Origin of the sequence: Bacillus sp. 0209A (assembly GCF_036765095.1) — a bacterium.
GTDB lineage: Bacteria > Bacillota > Bacilli > Bacillales > Bacillaceae > Bacillus > Bacillus subtilis_G.
Window position 1 is genome coordinate 830670 of the sequence record NZ_JBAIZV010000001.1, and the last position, 20534, is coordinate 851203.

The 20534-nt window shown below is 43.7% G+C and carries 23 protein-coding genes; 7 read left to right on the forward strand and 16 right to left on the reverse strand.

Features of this window, described 5'->3' with window-relative positions:
* The first annotated feature begins 142 nt into the window (after positions 1-142).
* The gene (prpE, locus tag V6D44_RS03645) at positions 143-877 is read left to right on the forward strand and encodes a bis(5'-nucleosyl)-tetraphosphatase PrpE (protein WP_087993423.1); all 735 of its coding nucleotides are present in this window, start codon (positions 143-145) and stop codon (positions 875-877) included.
* Positions 878-887: 10 nt separating this feature from the next.
* Here the strand turns inward: prpE and V6D44_RS03650 are convergent, their stop codons facing one another.
* Genes V6D44_RS03650 through V6D44_RS03665 form a run of 4 tightly spaced genes read right to left on the reverse strand, consistent with a single transcriptional unit; the run spans position 888 to position 3651 of the window.
* Positions 888-1787 carry an RluA family pseudouridine synthase gene (locus V6D44_RS03650; RefSeq protein ID WP_333516274.1) on the reverse strand — a complete coding sequence of 300 codons (900 nt, stop codon included), beginning with the start codon at positions 1785-1787 and terminating at the stop codon, positions 888-890.
* Positions 1788-1801: 14 nt separating this feature from the next.
* The gene (locus V6D44_RS03655; protein ID WP_333516275.1) at positions 1802-2602 is read right to left on the reverse strand and encodes an NAD kinase; all 801 of its coding nucleotides are present in this window, start codon (positions 2600-2602) and stop codon (positions 1802-1804) included.
* A gap of 17 nt (positions 2603-2619) precedes the next feature.
* A complete protein-coding gene (gene yjbM, locus V6D44_RS03660) occupies positions 2620-3255 on the reverse strand; it encodes a GTP diphosphokinase (RefSeq protein WP_087993424.1) in 636 nt (211 codons plus the stop codon).
* Positions 3256-3282: 27 nt separating this feature from the next.
* The gene (locus V6D44_RS03665; RefSeq protein WP_087993425.1) at positions 3283-3651 is read right to left on the reverse strand and encodes a hypothetical protein; all 369 of its coding nucleotides are present in this window, start codon (positions 3649-3651) and stop codon (positions 3283-3285) included.
* A gap of 123 nt (positions 3652-3774) precedes the next feature.
* On the opposite strand from V6D44_RS03665, the gene V6D44_RS03670 reads away from it, so the two are divergent.
* The 5 genes from V6D44_RS03670 (at position 3775) to V6D44_RS03690 (ending at position 7131) form a co-directional block, all read left to right on the forward strand.
* Positions 3775-4347: a CYTH domain-containing protein gene (locus V6D44_RS03670; protein ID WP_333516276.1), complete on the forward strand. Its 573-nt coding sequence runs from the start codon at positions 3775-3777 to the stop codon at positions 4345-4347.
* A gap of 14 nt (positions 4348-4361) precedes the next feature.
* On the forward strand, positions 4362-5099 hold the full coding sequence (locus tag V6D44_RS03675) for a lytic transglycosylase domain-containing protein (RefSeq protein ID WP_333516277.1): 738 nt from the start codon (positions 4362-4364) through the stop codon (positions 5097-5099).
* A 255-nt stretch (positions 5100-5354) separates the two neighbouring features.
* A complete protein-coding gene (locus tag V6D44_RS03680; protein WP_003239269.1) occupies positions 5355-5753 on the forward strand; it encodes a globin domain-containing protein in 399 nt (132 codons plus the stop codon).
* Positions 5750-6649 carry a protease adaptor protein SpxH gene (gene spxH, locus V6D44_RS03685; protein ID WP_087993427.1) on the forward strand — a complete coding sequence of 300 codons (900 nt, stop codon included), beginning with the start codon at positions 5750-5752 and terminating at the stop codon, positions 6647-6649. The genes V6D44_RS03680 and spxH overlap by 4 nt, the downstream gene beginning before the upstream one ends.
* A gap of 314 nt (positions 6650-6963) precedes the next feature.
* Positions 6964-7131 (forward strand): hypothetical protein, encoded by a 168-nt coding sequence (locus tag V6D44_RS03690; protein WP_087993428.1) that lies wholly within the window; start codon positions 6964-6966, stop codon positions 7129-7131.
* Between the two features lie 35 nt (positions 7132-7166).
* On the opposite strand, the gene pepF is transcribed toward V6D44_RS03690, so the two are convergent.
* The 4 genes from pepF to V6D44_RS03710 all read right to left on the reverse strand — a co-directional run bounded on the left by pepF (position 7167) and on the right by V6D44_RS03710 (position 11285).
* Positions 7167-8996, reverse strand: a complete 1830-nt coding sequence (gene pepF, locus V6D44_RS03695) for an oligoendopeptidase F (RefSeq protein WP_202328445.1) — start codon at positions 8994-8996, stop codon at positions 7167-7169.
* A 230-nt stretch (positions 8997-9226) separates the two neighbouring features.
* Entirely contained in the window at positions 9227-10378 is a 1152-nt protein-coding gene (locus V6D44_RS03700; protein WP_202328446.1) for a competence protein CoiA family protein, read from the reverse strand.
* Positions 10379-10536: 158 nt separating this feature from the next.
* The gene (gene mecA, locus V6D44_RS03705; protein ID WP_087993430.1) at positions 10537-11193 is read right to left on the reverse strand and encodes an adaptor protein MecA; all 657 of its coding nucleotides are present in this window, start codon (positions 11191-11193) and stop codon (positions 10537-10539) included.
* Positions 11160-11285 carry a hypothetical protein gene (locus V6D44_RS03710; RefSeq protein ID WP_120698858.1) on the reverse strand — a complete coding sequence of 42 codons (126 nt, stop codon included), beginning with the start codon at positions 11283-11285 and terminating at the stop codon, positions 11160-11162. The genes mecA and V6D44_RS03710 overlap by 34 nt, the downstream gene beginning before the upstream one ends.
* A gap of 184 nt (positions 11286-11469) precedes the next feature.
* Between V6D44_RS03710 and V6D44_RS03715 the strand changes: the two genes are divergently transcribed.
* Positions 11470-12126 carry a TerC family protein gene (locus V6D44_RS03715; RefSeq protein WP_087993431.1) on the forward strand — a complete coding sequence of 219 codons (657 nt, stop codon included), beginning with the start codon at positions 11470-11472 and terminating at the stop codon, positions 12124-12126.
* Between the two features lie 42 nt (positions 12127-12168).
* Here the strand turns inward: V6D44_RS03715 and spx are convergent, their stop codons facing one another.
* From spx to oppA, 8 genes are all read right to left on the reverse strand, one after another.
* Positions 12169-12564, reverse strand: coding sequence for a transcriptional regulator Spx (gene spx, locus V6D44_RS03720; protein ID WP_087993432.1), 396 nt, complete (start codon positions 12562-12564; stop codon positions 12169-12171).
* A gap of 180 nt (positions 12565-12744) precedes the next feature.
* Positions 12745-13323 (reverse strand): GNAT family N-acetyltransferase, encoded by a 579-nt coding sequence (locus V6D44_RS03725; RefSeq protein WP_087993433.1) that lies wholly within the window; start codon positions 13321-13323, stop codon positions 12745-12747.
* A 162-nt stretch (positions 13324-13485) separates the two neighbouring features.
* A complete protein-coding gene (locus V6D44_RS03730) occupies positions 13486-14703 on the reverse strand; it encodes an MFS transporter (RefSeq protein ID WP_202328535.1) in 1218 nt (405 codons plus the stop codon).
* A gap of 105 nt (positions 14704-14808) precedes the next feature.
* Positions 14809-15726, reverse strand: a complete 918-nt coding sequence (oppF, locus tag V6D44_RS03735) for an oligopeptide ABC transporter ATP-binding protein OppF (protein WP_087993435.1) — start codon at positions 15724-15726, stop codon at positions 14809-14811.
* A gap of 1 nt (position 15727) precedes the next feature.
* Positions 15728-16804 (reverse strand): oligopeptide ABC transporter ATP-binding protein OppD, encoded by a 1077-nt coding sequence (gene oppD, locus V6D44_RS03740; RefSeq protein WP_087993436.1) that lies wholly within the window; start codon positions 16802-16804, stop codon positions 15728-15730.
* A 4-nt stretch (positions 16805-16808) separates the two neighbouring features.
* The gene (gene oppC / locus V6D44_RS03745; protein ID WP_087993437.1) at positions 16809-17726 is read right to left on the reverse strand and encodes an oligopeptide ABC transporter permease OppC; all 918 of its coding nucleotides are present in this window, start codon (positions 17724-17726) and stop codon (positions 16809-16811) included.
* 3 nt (positions 17727-17729) lie between these two features.
* Positions 17730-18665, reverse strand: a complete 936-nt coding sequence (oppB, locus tag V6D44_RS03750; RefSeq protein WP_087993438.1) for an oligopeptide ABC transporter permease OppB — start codon at positions 18663-18665, stop codon at positions 17730-17732.
* 107 nt (positions 18666-18772) lie between these two features.
* On the reverse strand, positions 18773-20410 hold the full coding sequence (oppA, locus tag V6D44_RS03755; RefSeq protein ID WP_202328447.1) for an oligopeptide ABC transporter substrate-binding protein OppA: 1638 nt from the start codon (positions 20408-20410) through the stop codon (positions 18773-18775).
* Positions 20411-20534: the final 124 nt, after the last annotated feature.

Genomic DNA, 20534 nt, shown 5'->3' on the forward strand with positions numbered 1-20534 from the left:
AAGGATGATGATAAAAAATAAAGTAAAAAGGTCTTATTCCTGTTTAGAAAATAATTCTTCTATAATTTGCACATAAAAGCCTGTGATGACTCACAGCACTTTGCTCCATAATAAATAAAACAATCGGCAAGGAGGATCACGCATGGCTTACGATATAATCAGCGATATGCATGGCTGCTATGATGAAATGATGGCATTAATCCAAAAGCTTGGCTATACAATGAAAAATGGAGTGCCTGTCCACGAAGAAGGCAGGGTGCTTGTTTTTGCCGGAGATTTAACTGATAGAGGACCGAAATCAATAGAGGTCATCCGCTTTGTAGCCGGCGCTTACGAAAAAGGCGCTGTACGTTATGTTCCGGGAAATCATTGCAATAAGCTGTACCGCTACTTAAAAGGAAACCCCGTCAAAGTGATGCATGGCCTCGAAACAACAGCGGCAGAGCTTGAAGAACTTTCCACAGAAGAAAGAAAAACAGTCAGCGAACAGTTTATGAAGCTGTACGAAACGGCGCCGCTTTACGACATCTTACATAACGGAGAATTAGTTGTCGCCCATGCTGGCATAAAGGCTGACGATATCGGAAAATTTACCCGCAGGGTGAAAGACTTTGTGCTTTACGGCGATGTGACGGGTGAAACGTATCCGGACGGCAGACCTGTCAGACGTGACTGGGCTGCATCCTATAGTGGAAGCGCTTGGGTGGTATACGGCCATACACCTGTGAAAGAGCCCCGGAAAGTCAATCGCACCATCAACATTGATACAGGCTGCGTATTCGGAAATAAACTGACAGGCTTTCGCTTTCCAGAACTAGAGACCGTCTCTGTTCCAAGCTCCCTGCCTTATGACGAATCAAGATTTCGCCCAATATAAAAGGAGAGAATTACGGATTCTCTCCTTTTATCAGTTCTTTCATATCTTGAGGCAGTGCAGCATGAAACACCATGTTCTCCTGTGTCAGCGGATGGATAAACGAAAGCTGCTCGCTGTGCAGAGCCTGCCGGCCAATTTCCCGTCTCGTTCCGCCATACAGTGTATCACCGCACAGCGGGTGCCCAAGGTAGCTCATATGTACACGAATTTGATGGGTCCGGCCTGTCTCAAGCTGCAATGTCACCGATGTGATCTCGTCAGTTGCGTGTGTGACATGAAAATGGGTAACAGCCTTCTGGCCTTCCGGTGTCACCATCCGTTCAATAATACTGTCAGGATGTCTGCCAATCGGAGCATCGACTGTTCCTTCCATCTGTGTCATCCGCCCGTGGACCACTGCCGCGTACCGGCGTTTCACAAGCCCGCTTTTTTGCGCTGACGATAAAATCGAGTGGGCAAAGCGATGCTTGGCAACAAGCATAAGACCTGATGTATCCCGGTCCAGCCGGGTGACAAGATGAACTGTCGCCCGCACTCCGTTTTTTTGATAATGATGGATCATTCCATTCGCAATGCTGCCGGATGGGTGCTCTCTCGAGGGGATTGATGATACATAAGGCTGCTTGTTGATCACAAGCACATGCTCATCCTCATACAAGATATCGAGCGGAACAGGCTCTGGCAATAACGTCTCACTCACCTGTTCCTCGGGAAACTTCACGACAAGAAGATCTCCCTCTCGCAAAACGTATTTGACCGTTACATGTTCACCGTTGATCAGCAGGTCACCCCCGGCAAACTTGATGTCGGTTAACAGACGTTTCGAAATCCCCAGTTTACCCGCGTATTCTTTTACAGTCATTCCGTCTTCAGCGGAAGTGATGTTCTTTCTGATAAAAAATGGTTCCACGATACGTCCTCTTTCTATTCACCTTTTCCGATAAACGAATCCTGAACTCTTTTCCAAAATGGAAACGGACGAAATCTCGCAAACCTCACATTTTCGGCTGCAACCTGGCAGCGGATCGACTTCACGTCCTTATGAAGAAGGGTTAAATGGTCAATCGTCACTTGAAAGTCAACTTCGTTTCTCGGTTTAATCATGCAATCATGATGGGAAGGCAGAAGCAGCGGCGATCCGACCGTCCTGAAGACACGGTTATTAATAGAAGCCATTTCCGCGAGCTGGATCGCTCTGATAGACGGATGGATAATCGCTCCGCCCAGCGCCTTATTGTAGGCTGTGCTGCCGGATGGCGTTGACAGGCAAAGGCCGTCGCCCCGAAAGGTTTCAAAGAGCTGCCCCTTGATTTCCACATCAGCCACAAGGCTTCCTTCTATGCTTTTAATTGTACATTCATTCAATGCTAAATATCTTTCTTCCCGCTCATTTTCGTGATAGGTCACAATCACTTCGAGAAGCGGATATTCGACTGTATGATACGGCGTTTTCGCAATCGCAAGAACAAGCTTTTCAATTTCATGAGGAACCCAGTCGGCATAAAACCCCAGATGACCCGTGTGAACGCCGACGAATGCTGTTTTGTCCAAGCGGTCGCTGTATCTGTGAAAAGCATACAAAAGCGTTCCGTCGCCTCCGACTGAAATGACGATTTCCGGTTCATTTTCATCCAGTTCCATATCAAAATCCAATAAATACGCCTGTATTTTGCTTTTCAGCGTATCAGAAACTTGATCTCCTTTTGATGATACGGCAAATTTCATGCTTTTCTTCCCCTTTACTATTGTTGCTCGCTTCCTTTTTTCTTTCTTGAAAAGGCAGCTTGAGCTTCCTGTATTTCACCCCTGATCTCCGACATCTCTTCATCAAGCCGGGAAGCTGCTTCAGAAGCACGCTGAAGCCTTAGTTTTACTTTTTCAGGAATGTTTCCGCTGTATTTATAGTTCAATGAATGCTCAATGGTCGCCCAAAAATTCATCGCCAGCGTACGGATCTGTATTTCCACGAGAACATGCTTTTCTCCGGATACCGTCTGTAAGGGATAAAGCACGACAAGATGGTATGACCGGTATCCGCTCTCTTTATGTTCCGCAATATAATCCCTCTGATCCACAACGGTGAAATCTTTTCTGGCGAAAAGCATCTCTTTTACGATTTGGATGTCATCGACAAATTGGCACATGATTCTAAGGCCTGCGATATCCTGCATGGTTTCAATTTCATGCAGCGGTATGCTTTTCTTTCTCGCTTTTTCAAGTATGCTTGCCACAGGCTTGACGCGTCCAGTCACAAATTCGATCGGCGAATGGACATCCTCGTATTCATATAGTGTGCGAACCCCCTTGAGCTTCACTTTCAACTCTTCGACAGCCTGGCGGTACGGCACTAAAAAACGCTCCCATTGTTTGTCATCCATCATACATCCCCCAATTCGAACCAGTTTCTATAAAAATACGCGTTTCACTTTATCTTCCATTTCTTCTCCGTAGTTCACATTATCTTTAATATTTTCTAAAAGATATTCCAGTTCCTCATGCAGGCCAGCCAGTTCTATTGATTCGTCTCCCGCCTCTAAAACAACCGGAATTCTTTGTGCATGGGCCCGCTTCAGTTCCGGCCATACATGTTCCTTTATAATGACATATTCAAAAGAATCTGCTAATTCAAGTATGTATACAAAAGCAAAGTGGTCAGAATCAACAAGCATTTGACCTGACGGCTTGCGTTCCGCTTCATTTCCTTCTGCCTCACAGGCAAGGCGAAGCTGATCATCCGATAATATTGCGTTTAAGATTTCGATTCTGTTTTGCATAATGCTCTCCTTTTTCAAAAAAGTACAGATTCATTTTATCATATCAAGCTCAATATTGATAAACGTAACATCTAAAGAGATAATAGTAAAAATAAGATTTACAGGGCGGAAAGGAAGAACAATATGAGCCAAGAAATTGAAATAGAATTTAAAAACATGCTGACCAAACATGAATTTGAGAAAATAACTTCAGCACTCAAGCTGACAGAAAAAGATTTTACAGACCAAAACAATCACTATTTTGACACAGACAGCTTTTCGCTGAAACAAAAACACGCTGCGCTTCGAATCCGCAGAAAAAACGGTGAATATGTCCTGACATTAAAAGAACCTGCAGATGTGGGGCTTCTGGAAACGCACCAGCGGCTTTCAGAGATATCAGATCTTGCTGGCTTTTCAGTTCCCGAAGGCCCTGTGAAGGACCAGCTGCACAAGCTTGAGATTAACACAGACGCCATTCAATACTTTGGATCTTTAGCAACAAACCGTGCTGAAAAAGAAACAGAAAAAGGCTTAATAGTTTTAGACCACAGCCGATATTTAAATAAAGAGGACTTTGAAATCGAATTTGAGGCGGCAGACTGGCATGAGGGCCAACAAGCCTTTGAGAAACTGCTTCAGCAATACAGCATTCCTCAGCGCGAAACCAAAAATAAAATTTTGCGTTTTTATGAAGAAAAACGAAAGTCTATATAAGGTGGAATGACATCGTGAACGTAACGAATTGGGCATCTTTACTTCAGCTTCAGGCATTACAGTCCATATCTAATGCGCGCAGCACAGGCACTCAAAATGATGCGGAAAGCCCGCTCTCAAGCTTCAGCTCTTTGCTCAGCCAATATACAAACGGACTAACGAATCAGCAATCACCAGCATCTTCTGCATCGTCAAACCCGCTCAGCCTGCTGAACAGCGCTTCTTCAACAGCGCCGTCACTGCTTTCAGCTTATGGGCTTCACTCATATACAAACAGCCATTCGGGTTATATCACAAAAGCGTCAGAGGGCACAGAAACAGCTGCTGCAGAATTTTCTTCAAACAAACAAGAAACAAAACAGATCAGTTCGGGAGACTTCTCCATTGACAGCGCGATTAAAAAAGCCGCTGATAAATATGGTGTCGATGAAAAACTAATCCGTGCCGTCATCAAGCAGGAATCAGGCTTTAATACAAAAGCTGTCAGCGGAGCAGGGGCGCTTGGCTTAATGCAGCTGATGCCGTCAACGGCAAGCTCACTTGGCGTTTCCAATCCACTGGATCCGCAGCAAAATGTAGAGGGCGGAACGAAATATTTAAAACAAATGCTGAATAAATACGACGGCAATGTGTCTATGGCATTAGCGGCTTACAACGCCGGACCGGGAAATGTTGACCGATACGGAGGCATTCCTCCCTTCAAAGAAACGCAAAACTATGTAAAAAAAATAACTTCAGCTTATTACGCATAACCAGAGCGGCTCTTGCCCTCTGGTTTTTTTGCGAAGTGAAATCCTACGCATTCCTGATTTTTATGTGATATGATATGAAATACAAACCTCGGCTGTAAGCCGAAACTTGTTAACAAACGCATAAAAGGCAGTTTGTTTGTAGAAATGATGCCTTGTTGCTAAAATAAATCATAGATGAAATGATGTACTATATAAAATTACTTTTTGCAATAGGATTTATGATTCCTATTAGCCATATTTAAAGGAGTAGTCAACATGGGACAATCGTTTAACGCACCTTATGAAGCGATTGGAGAGGAACTTCTATCGCAACTTGTTGATACTTTTTATGAGCGTGTCGCGTCTCATCCTTTGCTGAAGCCGATTTTTCCGAGCGATTTAACAGAAACCGCCAGGAAACAGAAGCAATTTTTGACTCAGTATCTAGGCGGTCCTCCGCTTTATACTGAGGAACACGGCCACCCCATGCTCAGAGCAAGGCATCTTCCCTTTCCAATTACAAACGAGAGAGCTGATGCGTGGCTCAGCTGTATGAATGACGCAATGGACCATGTAGGGCTCGAGGGCGATATTCGTGAGTTTTTGTTTGGCCGGCTGGAATTGACCGCAAGGCATATGGTGAATCAAACGGAAGCGGAGGATCGATCATCTTGACAAACTTTCAGCATGAGCAATACTTCGCCCATTGTCACGGCCATCCAAAAAAACCGCTTGAAATTTATATGTTTGTAGACCCTTTATGTCCAGAATGCTGGTCCTTAGAGCCCGTCATGAAAAAGCTAAAAATCAGATACGGACGTTTTTTCACCTTACGCATTATCGCTTCAGCAAGCCTTACCGCGTTAAATAAGAAACGGAAAAAGCATCTTCTTGCAGAGGCTTGGGAAAAGATCGCGAGCCGCTCCGGCATGTCGTGTGACGGCAATGTCTGGCTCGAGCAAGACCACCCTCTTTCATCGCCTTATATGGCTGCTCTCGCTTTTAAAGCAGCCGAACTGCAAGGAAGAAAAGCCGGCATGCAATTTCTGAGAAATATGCAGGAGAGTCTGTTTGTTTCAAAGAAAAATATTACGAATGAAAACGTGCTTTTGGAAATTGCGGAAAAAACGAGTCTCGATCTTGAAGAATTCAAAAACGATCTACATTCTCAAAGCGCGGTCAAGGCGCTTCAATGCGACATGAAAATCGCCGCTGAGATGGATGTTTCCGTTAATCCGACACTGACGTTTTTCAATACGCAGCATGAGGACGAAGGACTTAAAGTACCCGGCAGCTATTCGTATAATGTATATGAAGAAATCTTATTTGAGATGCTTGGCGACGAGCCGAAGCCATCGGAAACACCGCCTCTGGAATGTTTTATTGAATATTTCCGCTTCGTTGCCTCAAAGGAGATTGCTCTGGTATATGACCTGAGCCTTGAAGAGGTGGAAAAAGAAATGAAAAAATTGGCGTTTGCTAAAAAGGTTGCCAAAGTGGAGGCCAAACACGGAATGTTTTGGAAGTCTCTCAGCACTTATTCTGATGAATATCAATCATGTGAAAAATAGCCGCAGGCGTATATATGCTTGAGGCTGTTTTTTTGCGCCCTTAACCAAACGTACGTTCTATTCATAACACTAAAGAAACCGCGCCGGGATAAGCGCGGTTTCATATGTCTTAACGACAACAAAGGGGATGGGAGAAATTTTTCACGGTCAAACAAAGGGGTAATGTTTGTTTGTGATCAATTTCACATCCTTATGATAACAAAAGATGTCGAACTTTGGCAACCTCTATGCTTAATGTTCATATTTTTGTCACAAAACATAACGGAGTACATTCACTCATATCCTAATAAGGAAAAAGGACGAGGAGGAACGCTATCATGTATACTGTTATCTCAATTGTGTGCATAGCCATTTTTTTCTGTTTGAATATACTAGGTATGATGCAGATGCTGCCGCTTTATATTACCTCTCCTCTGCTGTTTCTGTCTATTTTGTTTACCCTCTACCGCCTGAACCACCGTAAAACCTTTAAAGGGTTTTAAAAAAGCCTGTGCATATTTCTGCACAGGCTTCTTTTTTAAGACTGCTTGACTTTCATCAGCAGCTCTTCCATTTCATCAAGTTTTTCTTCAAACATTTTGCACGCAGCTTCGATTGGCTCTGGAGATGTCATATCAACGCCCGCTTTTTTCAGAACATCAATCGGGTATTGTGAGCTTCCCGCTTTCAGGAAGTCAATATAACGGTCAACCGCCGGCTTTCCTTCCTTCAAAATCTGGCTGCTTAACGCTTGGGCAGCGCTGTATCCCGTCGCGTACTGATACACATAGTAATTGTAATAGAAGTGCGGAATCCGCGACCATTCAAGGCCGATTTCCTTATCAATCACCATGCCGTCTCCGAAATACTTTTTATTCAGGTCGTAATAAACATTCGTCAGAAGCTCAGGGGTAAGCGGCTCCCCTTCTTGCGCCTTTGTATGGATCAGATGTTCAAATTCAGCAAACATCGTTTGTCTGAAGACCGTTCCTCTGAAGCCTTCAAGCATATGGTTGAGAATATATAAGCGCTGTTTTTCATCGTCTAAATTGTTCAGCAGATATTCGCCAAGAAGCGCTTCGTTTGTCGTAGATGCAACTTCCGCGACAAAGATGCTGTAATTGCCGTATGGATATGGCTGATGCTTTCTCGTATAGTAGCTGTGTACGGAATGGCCGAACTCGTGCACGAGCGTAAAGAGATTATTGACGTTATCATGCCAGTTCATCAAAATATACGGATTCGTTCCGTAAGATCCAGATGAATAAGCGCCATTGCGTTTGCCTTTATTTTCATAAATGTCGACCCAGCGGTTTTCCAGCCCTTCTTTTAAAATGGAGGCGTATTCTTCTCCTAAAGGCGCCAGACCTTTCAGCATGTAATCTTTTGCTTCCTCGTACGTGACCTTCATCCCCGCATCCTTCACAAGCGGTGTATACAGATCATAGATATGCACTTCATCAAGCTCAAGCACTTTCTTTCTCAGCGCGATATAACGGTGCAGGAGCGGCAAATGCTTATCAATCGTTTTGATGAGGTTGTCGTATACTTCCTCAGGAATACTGTTGTTAGAAAGCGCAGCTTCACGCGCTGACTTGTACTTCTTCACTCTCGCGTAGAAGTTGTCCTTTTTCACAGTGCCGCTTAGCGTCGTGGCCATTGTGTTTTTATATTGTCCGTATGTTTTATATACTGCGTCAAATGCATTTTTGCGGACTTCACGGTTTTCACTTTCTAAGAAATTAATAAAATTGCCGTGAGTAATCTGCTTTTCATTTCCCTCTTCATCTTTAATGGACGGAAATGTAATCTCGGCATTATTTAACACGCTGAACGTATTGGAAGATGAACCTAGTACATCAGAAGCTTCAGCAAGCAGCGCTTCTTCCTTCTCGCTCAGCACGTGCGGGCGTTCCTTTGTAATCTCCTCAATCGCATGGGAGTACAATTTCAGTTCTTCTTTTTCAAGAATAAACTGCTGCAGTTTGTCTTCTTCTATGGATAAAATTTCCGGAACCAAATAAGCTGTTGCGCTTGCGGCCTGTGTATACAGGTTTCCCGCCTTGTCATTCAGCCCCTGATAAAAGGAATTCCCGGTATCTTGGTCAGAGCGCATATGCGCATATGTGTACAGCCTGCCCAGCCGCTCCATCACTTTATCTTGAAACGTAAGAGCCTCGTATAAATGATCGGCTGAATCTGCCAGCTTCCCTTTATACTTAGATAAATTCGGAATTAATTCTTTTACAGCTTGAAATTCTTTATTCCAGGCCTCATCATTAGGAAAAATATCCTCTAGTCTCCATGTGTCTTCTGCCTTTACCTCACTTCTGTCAGGCAGTTGGTTTGCTTTTTTTTCCTCAGCCATGGTGATCCCCCTTGTTTTCTTTGATTCAAGCCAATTGAAAAAACCGCTGTTTCTCAATAAACTTGCGTTGTGAATATCTTCCGGTTTTTCACTGCCTTTTGTCAAATCATATGCAGTAATGAAGAGAACGAATGCCAAAAAAGCAATAAAAACTCGAAAAACCTTTCCTTTTGTGCCTCTCAAAGCCAGCCCACCACCTTTTGTCTTAGGGTGAGCCAAATGAGACAAACTCATTCTATAAAACAGCTGCGGTCTCTTTCTAAGAGTTCCTGTAATGAGCGTCCGCCCTCTGCAGGCTGATTCAGCATATATACTTCTTTCTGAGTCTCCCTTAAAAATCCCTTCTTGCACAAAAAATCAATGTACTGTTTAACGGCTTCAGAAAGACAATCTTCGCTGCATTCGTATCTGAGCGCAATGTTCTGTTTATGAATGTGCAGTTTGCACTGCTGTAAAACGGCTGAAAAGCGAATTGGCGCGCGTTTATGCCCTAGATCTGTTATAAACAGATAAAGAAACCCCTGCCACACAAAAACAGGACTTCTAAAAACGGCCCCTTTTGTAACAGGGACAAACACTTCAGTCGGAAGAAAAGAAAGGGGCGTCTGCCGTTTCTCATAAAACAGCAGCCTGAGGCGATTTGTTTCTTTTGAGATGAAGCGATGGGGTTTATGGCGAAAACGATGAATAGCCTTCATCCAGTTGTCATAACGCAATGAGGATTTAGATTCAGCAAAAAAGAGATCTCCTGCAGATGCCTGGTGGATAGGAATAGTTTGTACGGAGCAAAAAGAATGGTTGGTGTAAAACGGTATACTAGAGCTGAGCTGGTGAAAAAAGCGTGTTTCGGGGCAATAAAATAAAAGCTCGCGGTGAGGATGGTCATGAATAAACTGCCAATGGAAAGCGGTTAGCTGATAAAAGGATGGCGATGTTCTTTTTAAGCGGCTGCCTCCAACAATCCACTGCGGAATGATCCCTGCTTGTTTGAAGCCCTCTGTCCGCTTTTGAAAGACATCTTGAGCAAGAGTGGCACATTGATACTCAACAGCAAGCATGCGCCTCTTGATCTTTGCCATGATGTCGGGTCGTTGATTGATGTTCTTAAGATACGGTTCTAATACTGGAGATGCCTGTTGCGTTTTCAGCCATACATATAGCTGTCTTTTTCCTTCTAAGTGGTAGGCGCTTTCCGGTTCTGCTTCTATCGAACAGGACTTGTTCTGTTTATGAGCGAAATGCGGCGCTTTTTGAAGTCCAAGCTTTACATCAAGCTCTCCCCCGCATACCGGGCAGAAGAATCGTCCCCGCTTTAATTTCTGGCTTCGCTGAGCGCCTAGAAGGTGAAACATTTGGCCATCTTCAGTCACAGCACTAAACAATTGTCATCTCTCCTTTCCAGATGAGGTATACTTTCTGGAAATATTGACCTACTCCTGCTCGCTGTCTGTTTCACACGTATGCCAGTTTTTCGATTTCACATCTCAAAAATGGCATATCAGCGCATAAAAAAACCGATTTCTGAAAAGAAATCGGTTTTTTATGATGCAAAGTGTTTTTTTATCGTTTCTAGAGCATGCTCTGAAATAATCAGCTTGCCGTATTCTTCAAGACGGTGTATGCTGATTGAGGATTCAGTTGCGTACTCCAACAGGATGCTTAGCTGATTTTCAACCTCTTCATCAGTCATATTGCCAAAATCCACATATAAATAATATCGGTTCTCAAACGAATATAAAGTCGTTTTGCTTCCGTTAACGTTTAATTTAGATAGAGAAATAACATCCTCAAAATCGCCAAACCGCAAGACAAATTGAAGCTTTTGCTCCTTCTCTTCCTGATTGACGTCTTGCTCTTCTTTCTGGAAATCATCCAGCAAGGCGTCCAGATCTTCAGATGCTGGTTCTTGCTTTTTATCCTCAGGAATCGGCAGTTCGAGCTTTTGTCCGTCTTTGGAAAGCTGGGCTTTTGTGACGATAATTTCCAATCCTTTGTCCAGTGCCTGCACTTGAATCCAAAGAGGGCCTTCCACAGCGAATTCCTCTTCCTCATGAACTTCATCCATGACTTCCCAGAAAAGTTCTTCACTGCGCTCACGGTTATACCAAATTTCTTCTCTGTCAAAACCGCGATCTTCAATATCTCCGTAAGACATATAAAATTTTACTGTATGCTCGTTAATTCTTTCAATTTCCATTTGCCAACCTTCCCTTCTATATAAGATGTTGAAGGGACATCTAAGCTCCCGATTAATAGTACTTTACTACACTTTACCCATTCCGTCCACATCTTAACCTTGAAGCAAGGCCAGTGTGAATTCCTTTGTCTTTCTATTTTATGATAAAACCGCCGCAAAAGAAATAAAAATGCACCTTTGCCCAAAAAACGGCATATCTGCGGCTGATATCATAAAATACAACCCGTCTCATATAGTAGTAGTACAAGCGATGGAACGAAAGCGAGGTGCCGATTCATGGAGCATGACTATCTGATTTCTCTGCTTGTCATTGTGGGGATCGACCTGATCCTGGGCGGAGATAATGCGGTCGTCATTGCTATGGCCAGCAGAAATTTGCCGGACAAGCAAAGACAGCAAGCCATTCTTCTCGGAACATTTATCGCCGTTGCCATGAGAATCGGATTAACAAGCGCAGCGGTATATCTTTTGAACATTCCTTTCTTGCAGTGCGCCGGCGGCATTTTCCTGCTGTATTTAGGATATCAGCTGCTGATTGAAAAAAAAGACACGCAGCACATCAAAAGCAGCACCTCCCTGTGGAGAGCGATACGAACGATTGTGCTTGCAGATCTCTTTATGTCGCTGGACAACGTCATAGCAGTTGCAGGAGCGTCACACGGTGAATTTTCTCTCGTGATCATAGGTTTGTGTGTATCGGTGCCGGTTATTATTTGGGGCAGCAAACTCATCCACATTGCACTTGAGAAAATACCGCTCCTGATTTACGCGGGAAGCGGGCTGCTTGCTTATACAGGCGGAGAAATGATTGTCAGGGACAAAAAGCTGTCATTTTTTATGGCGCAGCACGGGGCAATCGAAACGCTCCTCCCCATTTTAACGGTCGCGTTTGTCATTCTTGCGAGTATTTATTATCAGCAGGTTGAAAAATAAAAGAAGGCTGATGACTCAGCCTTCTTTTGATGATATGATCTATTAGTTTGCCAAACGCTGCGCTTCTCTTAATTGGAAAGAGCGGACTTTTCTTGGCAGAAAACGTCTGATTTCATCTTCATTGTATCCGACTTGCAAACGTTTTTCGTCAATGATGATCGGACGGCGAAGCAAACCTGGGTGCTCGTTGATCAAGCTGTACAAATCTTGCAGCGGCATAGATTCAACGTTCACATTCAGTTTTTGGAATACTTTTGAACGGGTGGAGATGATTTCATCTGTTCCGTCCTCAGTCATTCGCAGAATTTGTTTTATTTCATCAATTGATAAAGGTTCAGAGAAAATGTTTCTTTCTTCAAATGGAATATCGTGCTCCTCCAGCCACGCTCTCGCCTTTCTGCATGAAGTACAGCTTGGTGATGTATATAGTGTAACCATTCATCTTCACTCCTCTAATTAGTAGGATGAACATCTATTTTATTCTTAAATTGAAATTACTCTAAAAAAGGAATCTTTATAGGTATTATACTATAAAAAAGTAAGTGTGAACAGTATCCTAAGAAAAAAATGTGTCAATCCAGCAAATTTTTAATTTCAATGATATGTTCTGATTCTCAATTAGTCTAACTGATCGAAAATATTTTTTTGTTTTTCTTCATCAATGAGTTCCAGGACCTCATCCGTTTTTTCGTATGATTCCCCGTACCATTTCTCATCTTTATAAGTATGAATGTTTTCATATGTCTGTTTCATGGCTTCAAGAATTTCTTCTTCTGATTCTGTTTTCGGTGACCAGTACAGAATCTCCATCTTGTTTACTTCATTCGTAGCCAACGACCGGCGCCGGTACCCAATTGACTGAGCATGGTTGAAATGCTCTCTTTGATAAAATCTCAGGCGTTTTTCTGTATCAGCATCATCTTCATCCACAGGCTCCACCTCAAGCAATATCGGCTTATTTTTCTTTTTCAGCTTCGCGATCAATTTGCCGCCAAGCCCCTGCCCTCTTGCATCCTTAGACACATACAGATAATCAACGAAGATAAAAGAATCGAATTCCGCAAACATTAAGATATGATGTTTGCCTTCATCTTTATGATAAACATCGCTCCGCTCTTTCAAAAGAGCTTCCATATGCGCTTTTGATTTCATTTCTTCAATTGGAAAGTACTCGCTAAGCTTTTCATACCAGTTCATTGATTTGCTCCTTATGAGTTCATTGTCTTCATACTTTTAGATATACCCCATTTCTTCTTGTTTAAACAGCTTTACATCTATAAAGACGTACGAACTTCCGCCTTGGTTTCATTTTTTTTCAGCCAGGTGCTCGGTTCATGGTGAAGGGTATGCAAAAAGGTCTCATGGAGTGCGGGTTTCTCTCTTATAATGAAGCAGCCGGGGCTGCGCCAATGCGATAAAAAAGGTCATGCCATATAGTGCGGCAGCTGTGATAAAAACCGTTTTCGCACCAGCCGCATCAGCCATGAGCCCCATAATGGAGTAGGTGACGCCTGACCAAGGAGTCAAAATCGCATTTTTGGCAGCCATGATCCCGATACGCTTCTGTTCCGGGATGACCTCCTGCAGCACGGTTTCCTGGCCAATATCACGCACCTGATAAAAAGGCCCCATTGCAGCACAAGCGAGAGCGCATAAAAACGGGATGGGAGAAAATGAGAACAAAAGGGTCAGCACCGACATGACTAGCGAGCTGAACATAATGGCAAACCCCATTTTCCGCTCAAAAAAAGCAGAAAAGCGAATGGCAATCACGCTGCCCACAATGGCACCTATAAAATAAGAAGCGTTAAACATCCCCCACCACACCTCTGTTTCATGCAAAACAGCCGCAGTAAATGCGAGGAGAATAGCAGATGACCAAACAGAACCCGCCAAAGCTTCTATTATGTCCATTAGAGTAATGTCTCTTACAATAGGAATGACCATTACATCCTTCCATATACTTCTGGCAGATGCTGATTCAGCTGTGCCATTAGCCGCTTCTTCATTTACTTGTAGCAAACAAATCGAAGCCCCCGAAAGAACAAACAGGCAAATAGCTGCACCGACAACGAGTTCAAAAGGTACGGCATACGTCAGAAGGCCTCCCAGCCCCCAGCCTGCTGTTAGAAACAACTGGTTTGAGAGGGAGATCACGCCATTCGCTTTCACATATTGCTCTTTTGGCACGATCATCGGCAGCAGCGCAAATCTTGCCGGCTGAAAAAAGGCGCCCGCGAAAGAAAAAAAGAACACAAACAGCAGCGTTATCCAAAAGAAAACCTGCCCGTGATGACTGACGCTAAAAGCCATCAGTATCGCAAAGACCGCTCTCAGCAGATTTGCGCCCGCAAGCACCTTTTTAAAACCGAGATTGCGAAGCACCGCAGAGATGCAAAAGCTTGCTGCTATACTCGCAAACGACATGAACGATAAAACAAGGCCCGCCAAAAAGACGGAATCGGTCATTTGATAGACCCGGACCATTAAAACGATTGTGACAAGGACTCCTGCTAAAGATTGAAGAGATTGAGACAGCAGCAGCGCAAAAACATTTTTGTTATGCAGAAATTGAATCGTATTTCGCCTCCGCTTTTTCCTCTAATTGTAAATGTTATGATTCTCACTTTCTATGATTGCGCAAAAAATCCTTCAAGAGATTTCTCTTGAAGGATTGATGAATCATGAATACGTTTTAAATTCCGCTTCCGTGCACATCACAAAATGTCCCGGTTTAACTTCACGGAATTCCATCGTTTCCCCATCTTTTAATTGATGGACAGACGGATCGTATTTCTGGCGGGCGCGATTTCTCTCGTAATCCGGATCGGGAAGCGGAATCGCCGAAAGCAATGACTTTGTATATGGGTGAAGCGGATTTTCATAAAGCTCATCTGCCGGCGCAAGCTCAACAAGTTTGCCGAAATACATCACTCCGATGCGGTCGCTGATGTATTTGACCATCGATAAATCGTGGGCAATAAACAGATATGTGAGCCCTTTTTCTTTTTGCAGTTCTTTCATTAAATTCACGACCTGCGCCTGAATGGATACATCCAAAGCAGAAATCGGCTCATCCGCGATAATAAATTCCGGATCAACGGCAAGAGCTCTGGCAATCCCGATTCTTTGGCGCTGGCCGCCGGAAAATTCATGAGGGTAGCGGTTTGCGTGCTCCTTGTTTAATCCGACTGTTTCCAAGAGCTCGTGAACCCGCTCCATCCGCTCTTTTTTCGTTTTCGCCAGCTTATGAATATCGAGGCCTTCAGCAATAATATCAGCAACTGTCATTCTCGGATTCAGGGATGCATATGGGTCTTGGAAAATCATCTGCATTTTGCGGTTGAATTCCAGCAGCTTTTTCCGTGATTTTTTCCCGTGCACATTTTCGCCATTAAACAGCACCTCGCCATCGGTTGCCTCGTACAGCCGGATAATACTTCGGCCTGTTGTCGATTTACCGCAGCCAGATTCACCAACCAGCCCTAACGTTTCACCTTTATAGATATCAAATGACAAATCGTCTACAGCCTTAACCGTTCCTTTTGGCGTGACAAAGTGCTGTTTTAAATGATTGATTTCTAATAGTTTCTCAGTCAATTTATTCACCTTCTCTCACTAAGACAGGTTTTTCATACGTATTTGCCAGCTTACGCATTTTCGCTTTTACCGCTTCAGGCGGCTCTACCTTTGGCGCGTCGGGATGAAGCAGCCAAGATTTGACATAATGAGTATCGGACACCTTAAACATTGGCGGCTCCTGTTCAAAATCGATTTTCATCGCGTAAGAGCTCCGCAGCGCAAAAGCATCTCCTTTTGGAGGGTTTGTTAAATCAGGCGGCGTGCCCGGGATTGCAGTCAGCTGTTCTTCTCCTGAACTATCCAGTGTTGGCATAGATGCAAGAAGCCCCCACGTATACGGATGTCTCGGATCGTAGAAAATCTCGTCGACCGTACCGGTTTCTACAATCTGTCCCGCATACATGACAGCGACCCGGTCAGCAACGTTGGCCACAACACCAAGATCGTGTGTGATAAAGATGATGGATGTGTCAATTTTCTCTTGCAAATCCTTCATCAATTCGAGAATTTGCGCTTGTATCGTTACATCAAGAGCGGTTGTCGGCTCATCGGCGATCAGAAGCTTCGGATTCGCCGCAAGGGCCATGGCAATGACAACCCGCTGTCTCATTCCGCCTGAAAATTCGTGCGGAAATTGATTGACCCGTTTTTCCGGCATCGGGATACCGACTAACTCCAGCAGTTCGATTGCGCGTTTTTTCGCCGCTTCCTTGGAAATCTTATCGTGTTTAAACAGCACTTCGGTAATTTGTTTGCCAACTTTCATCGTCGGATTTAAAGAGGTCATCGGATCCTGGAATATCATCCCGATATCTTTTCCACGGACATTCTGCATCTCTTTTTCGGAAAGCGGCACCAGATCCTTTCCGTCAAACAAGATCTCACCGCGCTTAAAATAACCCGGAGGCATTGGAATCAGCTTCATGATCGCTTGAGAGGTCACACTTTTTCCGGAACCTGATTCTCCGACGATAGCCAGTGTCTCTCCCTTATTCAGATGGAAATTCACCCCGCGGATCGCCTGAACCTCTCCGCCATATGTTTTAAATGAAATCGCTAAATCTTTTACTTCTAATAGGCGTGTCACCCGTATCACTCCCTTATTTACGTAACTTAGGATCCAATGCGTCTCTTAATCCGTCGCCGACCACGTTAAAGCCAAACATCGTAATGCAGATGAAACCGGCAGGGAAGAATAAACGCCACGGATAATAGGTCAATGCAGGCAATCCGTCAGAAGCCATCGTTCCCCAGCTTGCCAGCGGAGCCGGAACACCAAGTCCCAAATAGCTTAAAAAGGCTTCTGTAAAAATCGCAGTCGGAACTGTCAATGTCATCGTAACCAAAATGGAACCCATCGCGTTTGGCACGATATGTTTAAACAGCAGACGGGATGTTTTTGCGCCGAGTGTCTGTGAAGCAAGCACATACTCCTGATTTTTCAGCTGGAGCACTTGACCGCGTACGATTCTGGCCATATTAATCCAGCCCGTAATGGTCATGGCAATAATAATGGTTAACAGCCCTTTCGGCAGAACAACCATCAGTAAGATGACCATTAATAATGAAGGAACTGCCCAAAGGATATCGGCGATACGCATCATAATTTCATCCGTTCTGCCTCCGCGGAAGCCTGAAATGCTTCCCCAAATCACGCCGATCAGCAAATCAAGAACAGCGGCCGCTACACCGATAAAGATCGAGATTCGCGCACCTACCCATGTACGGACGAAAATGTCCCGTCCAAGGTCATCTGTTCCGAACCAATGGTCTTTTGAAGGCGGCTTATCCGCATTTAAGAGATTAGTAGTCGAATAATCATACTTTGAGAACAGCGGCGCAAAAATCGCCATAAGGATAATGAGAACAATAATGATAAGCCCGACCATTGCAAGCTTATTGCTGCGGAAGCGAAGCATCGCATCTTTCCAGAGGGAAAGGCTCTTTTTACTGATTTTTTCTGCATCGCCGGCATTCGCTGCGGCTGGTTCAAACAGGTTTTTCGGAATGTTTTGCATGGCCTAGGCTCCTTTCTTTGCTTTGGAAAGCTTGATTCTTGGATCAATAATGCCGTATAGCACATCCACAATTAATACACACAATAGCAAGATGACACTGAAGAATACCGTTACACCCATAATGACTGTATAATCGCGGTTTGTAATACTGTTTACGAAGTGTGACCCCAGCCCTGGGATCCCAAAAATCGTTTCAATAATAAAGCTCCCCGTTAAGACCTGCGCGGCCATCGGGCCCATGTATGTAACGACTGGCAAAAGCGCGTTTCGGATGGCGTGCCGCACTGTAACTGCTGGACGGGACAGCCCTTTTGCTTTCGCTGTGCGAATATAATCACTGTTTAACACTTCAATCATGCTTGAACGGGAAAGTCTGGCAATAAACGCCATCGGCATGGAAGCAAGTGCGATTGAAGGCAAAAAGGTGTATGCCCAGGACTCCCAGCCCGCAACAGGAAACAGATCAAGCTTCATGGAGAACACATATTGCAGAACAGCCGCCATGATAAAGCTCGGAACTGAGATACCGAATATCGTTAAAATCGCGACGGTATAATCCTGCCACTTATTATGGTAAAGAGCTGCTATGACCCCAAACAATACACCAAACGCTAAAGCGAGGAGAATAGCCTCTGCTCCGAGAGTGAATGAAACGGGGAAACCTGAACTGATCAGGTCGTTAACACTCTGACCTTTATATTTAAATGACGGTCCGAAATCCCACATTGCAACTGATTTCAAATAACTGGCGTATTGTACAAACAGCGGCTTGTCCAAACCGTAATGCGCATTTAAGTTTGCTTCAATTTCAGGCGGAAGCTTTTTCTCACCTGAAAATGGCCCGCCCGGTGCTGCCTGCATTAAGAAGAATGTCACAGTTACAATCACAAATAATGTGATAATCATATAGACTAAGCGTCTTCCGATATATTTTAGCAAGGGGGAACACCTCCATGGTTTTTACATTTTTATACTCTTTCAGTAAGAAAGGTATATGGGAAATAGGTCCCCATATACCTTGAGGTTATTGTTTTCACAAATAAGACTTATTGAAAGTACGCGTTTCTGAAATAAATTTCTCCGGTTCCAGTAAGGATGGTTCCTTTCAGATTTTCGTCTTGCACCCAAGGAATCGTATAAAAATAAACTGGCGCAACCGGCATTTCATCAATGAAAATACCTTCTGCTTTTTTCAGCAGCTCTGCACGTTTTGTTGGATCTGTTTCAGTTTGTGACTGATTCAGAAGCTTTTTGAATTCTGGATTTTCCCAGCCAGTATCGTTATTGCCTCCGTCTTTGTCACGGAACAATTCAAGGAAGTTAATAGGATCATTGAAGTCGCCGAGCCAGCCCATACGGCCGATTTGATAATCTTGGGTATGAAGCTTATCAATATATACATTCCATTCTGAGTTATCAAGCTCAACATTCACGCCTAAATCTTTCTTCCACATTTCTTGTACGGCTTGAGCGATTTTCGCATGCGCGTCATCAGTGTTATAAGACAATTTGATTTTCGGCAGGTCAGATGCCTTGCTTAAGCCCATTTCTTTCAGGCCTTTTTCAAGGTATTCTTTTGCCGTTTTGACATCGTTGTCTTTGAAGTAGCCTTCTTTGTTATCTTCAAACCCCTTCATTGTCGGCGGCACCGCAGCCATTGCCGGGATTTGTTCACCTTGTGTAATGTTTTTAACAATTGATTGGCGGTTAATCGCATAAGATAATGCTTTACGGATATTGACGTTGTCTAACGGCTTCGCTTCAGTATTGAATTTGTACCAATACACACCTGCCATCGGCTCAACATGTAAAGAACCATCTTTTTTCAAAGTAGGGAGCGATTCAGTCGGAAGCTGTCCGAGCGGCAAACCAGCCCAATCAAGTTCACCAGCTTGGAATTTTTTCAGTTCTGTATTGTTATTGTTGATCATAACCATTTTAATTTTCTTCAGTTTGACTTTGTCTTGTTCCCAATACTGGTCATTTTTCTCAAGAGTAATAGATCCGCTGTGTTTCCATGCCGTCATTTTGAACGGCCCGTTTGAAACATAATTTTCTCCGGCATTTGTGTTCCACTTATCATTTTTCTCTGCAATTTTCTTGTTGATCGGCATATACGTATAGAACGCCGTTAATTCAGTGAAATATGGAGTTGGGTTATTTAATTCAACCTTCAGCGTTTTGTCATTTACAGCTTTTACTGCCACATCATCAAGACTGCCTTTGCCGGTATTCGCCGCTTCAGCACCTTTTATGTAGTAAAGCTGGTAAGCATATTGTGATTCGTTATTAGGATTAAGCGCCCATTTCCAAGCATATTCAAAATCTTGTGCTGTTACAGGGTCACCATTAGACCATTTCACGCCATCACGAATAGTGAACGTATATGTCTTTCCATCTTTGCTCGTTTCAATTTTAGAAGCCATGCCTTCTTCAGGCTCTCCTTCTGCATTGATGCGTGTCAATCCTTCAAAAGTCTGACGGATGACACCGCCTGATACTGAATCATTTGCCAATCCCGGATGTAAGGAGAACGGCTCAGTTTTAATATTAATGTTAAGTGTCGTCTTTCCTTTACTGTCCTTTTTTCCTTCACCGTTTGATCCGCTGCCGCCAAAGCCGCAAGCGCTCAGCACGAGAGTGAAAATGAGCATCAACGTGACAATCGACCAACGTTTTTTCATATTCGCAAACCCCCTAATATAATTTTTTCAGCTCATTACGGCTAAATCCTCAGAAATATCAGACAAATGAACCTGTGTTTCCATAACTTTTATTCTGTTCCGTCTTTTCTGATTATTTTTGTAA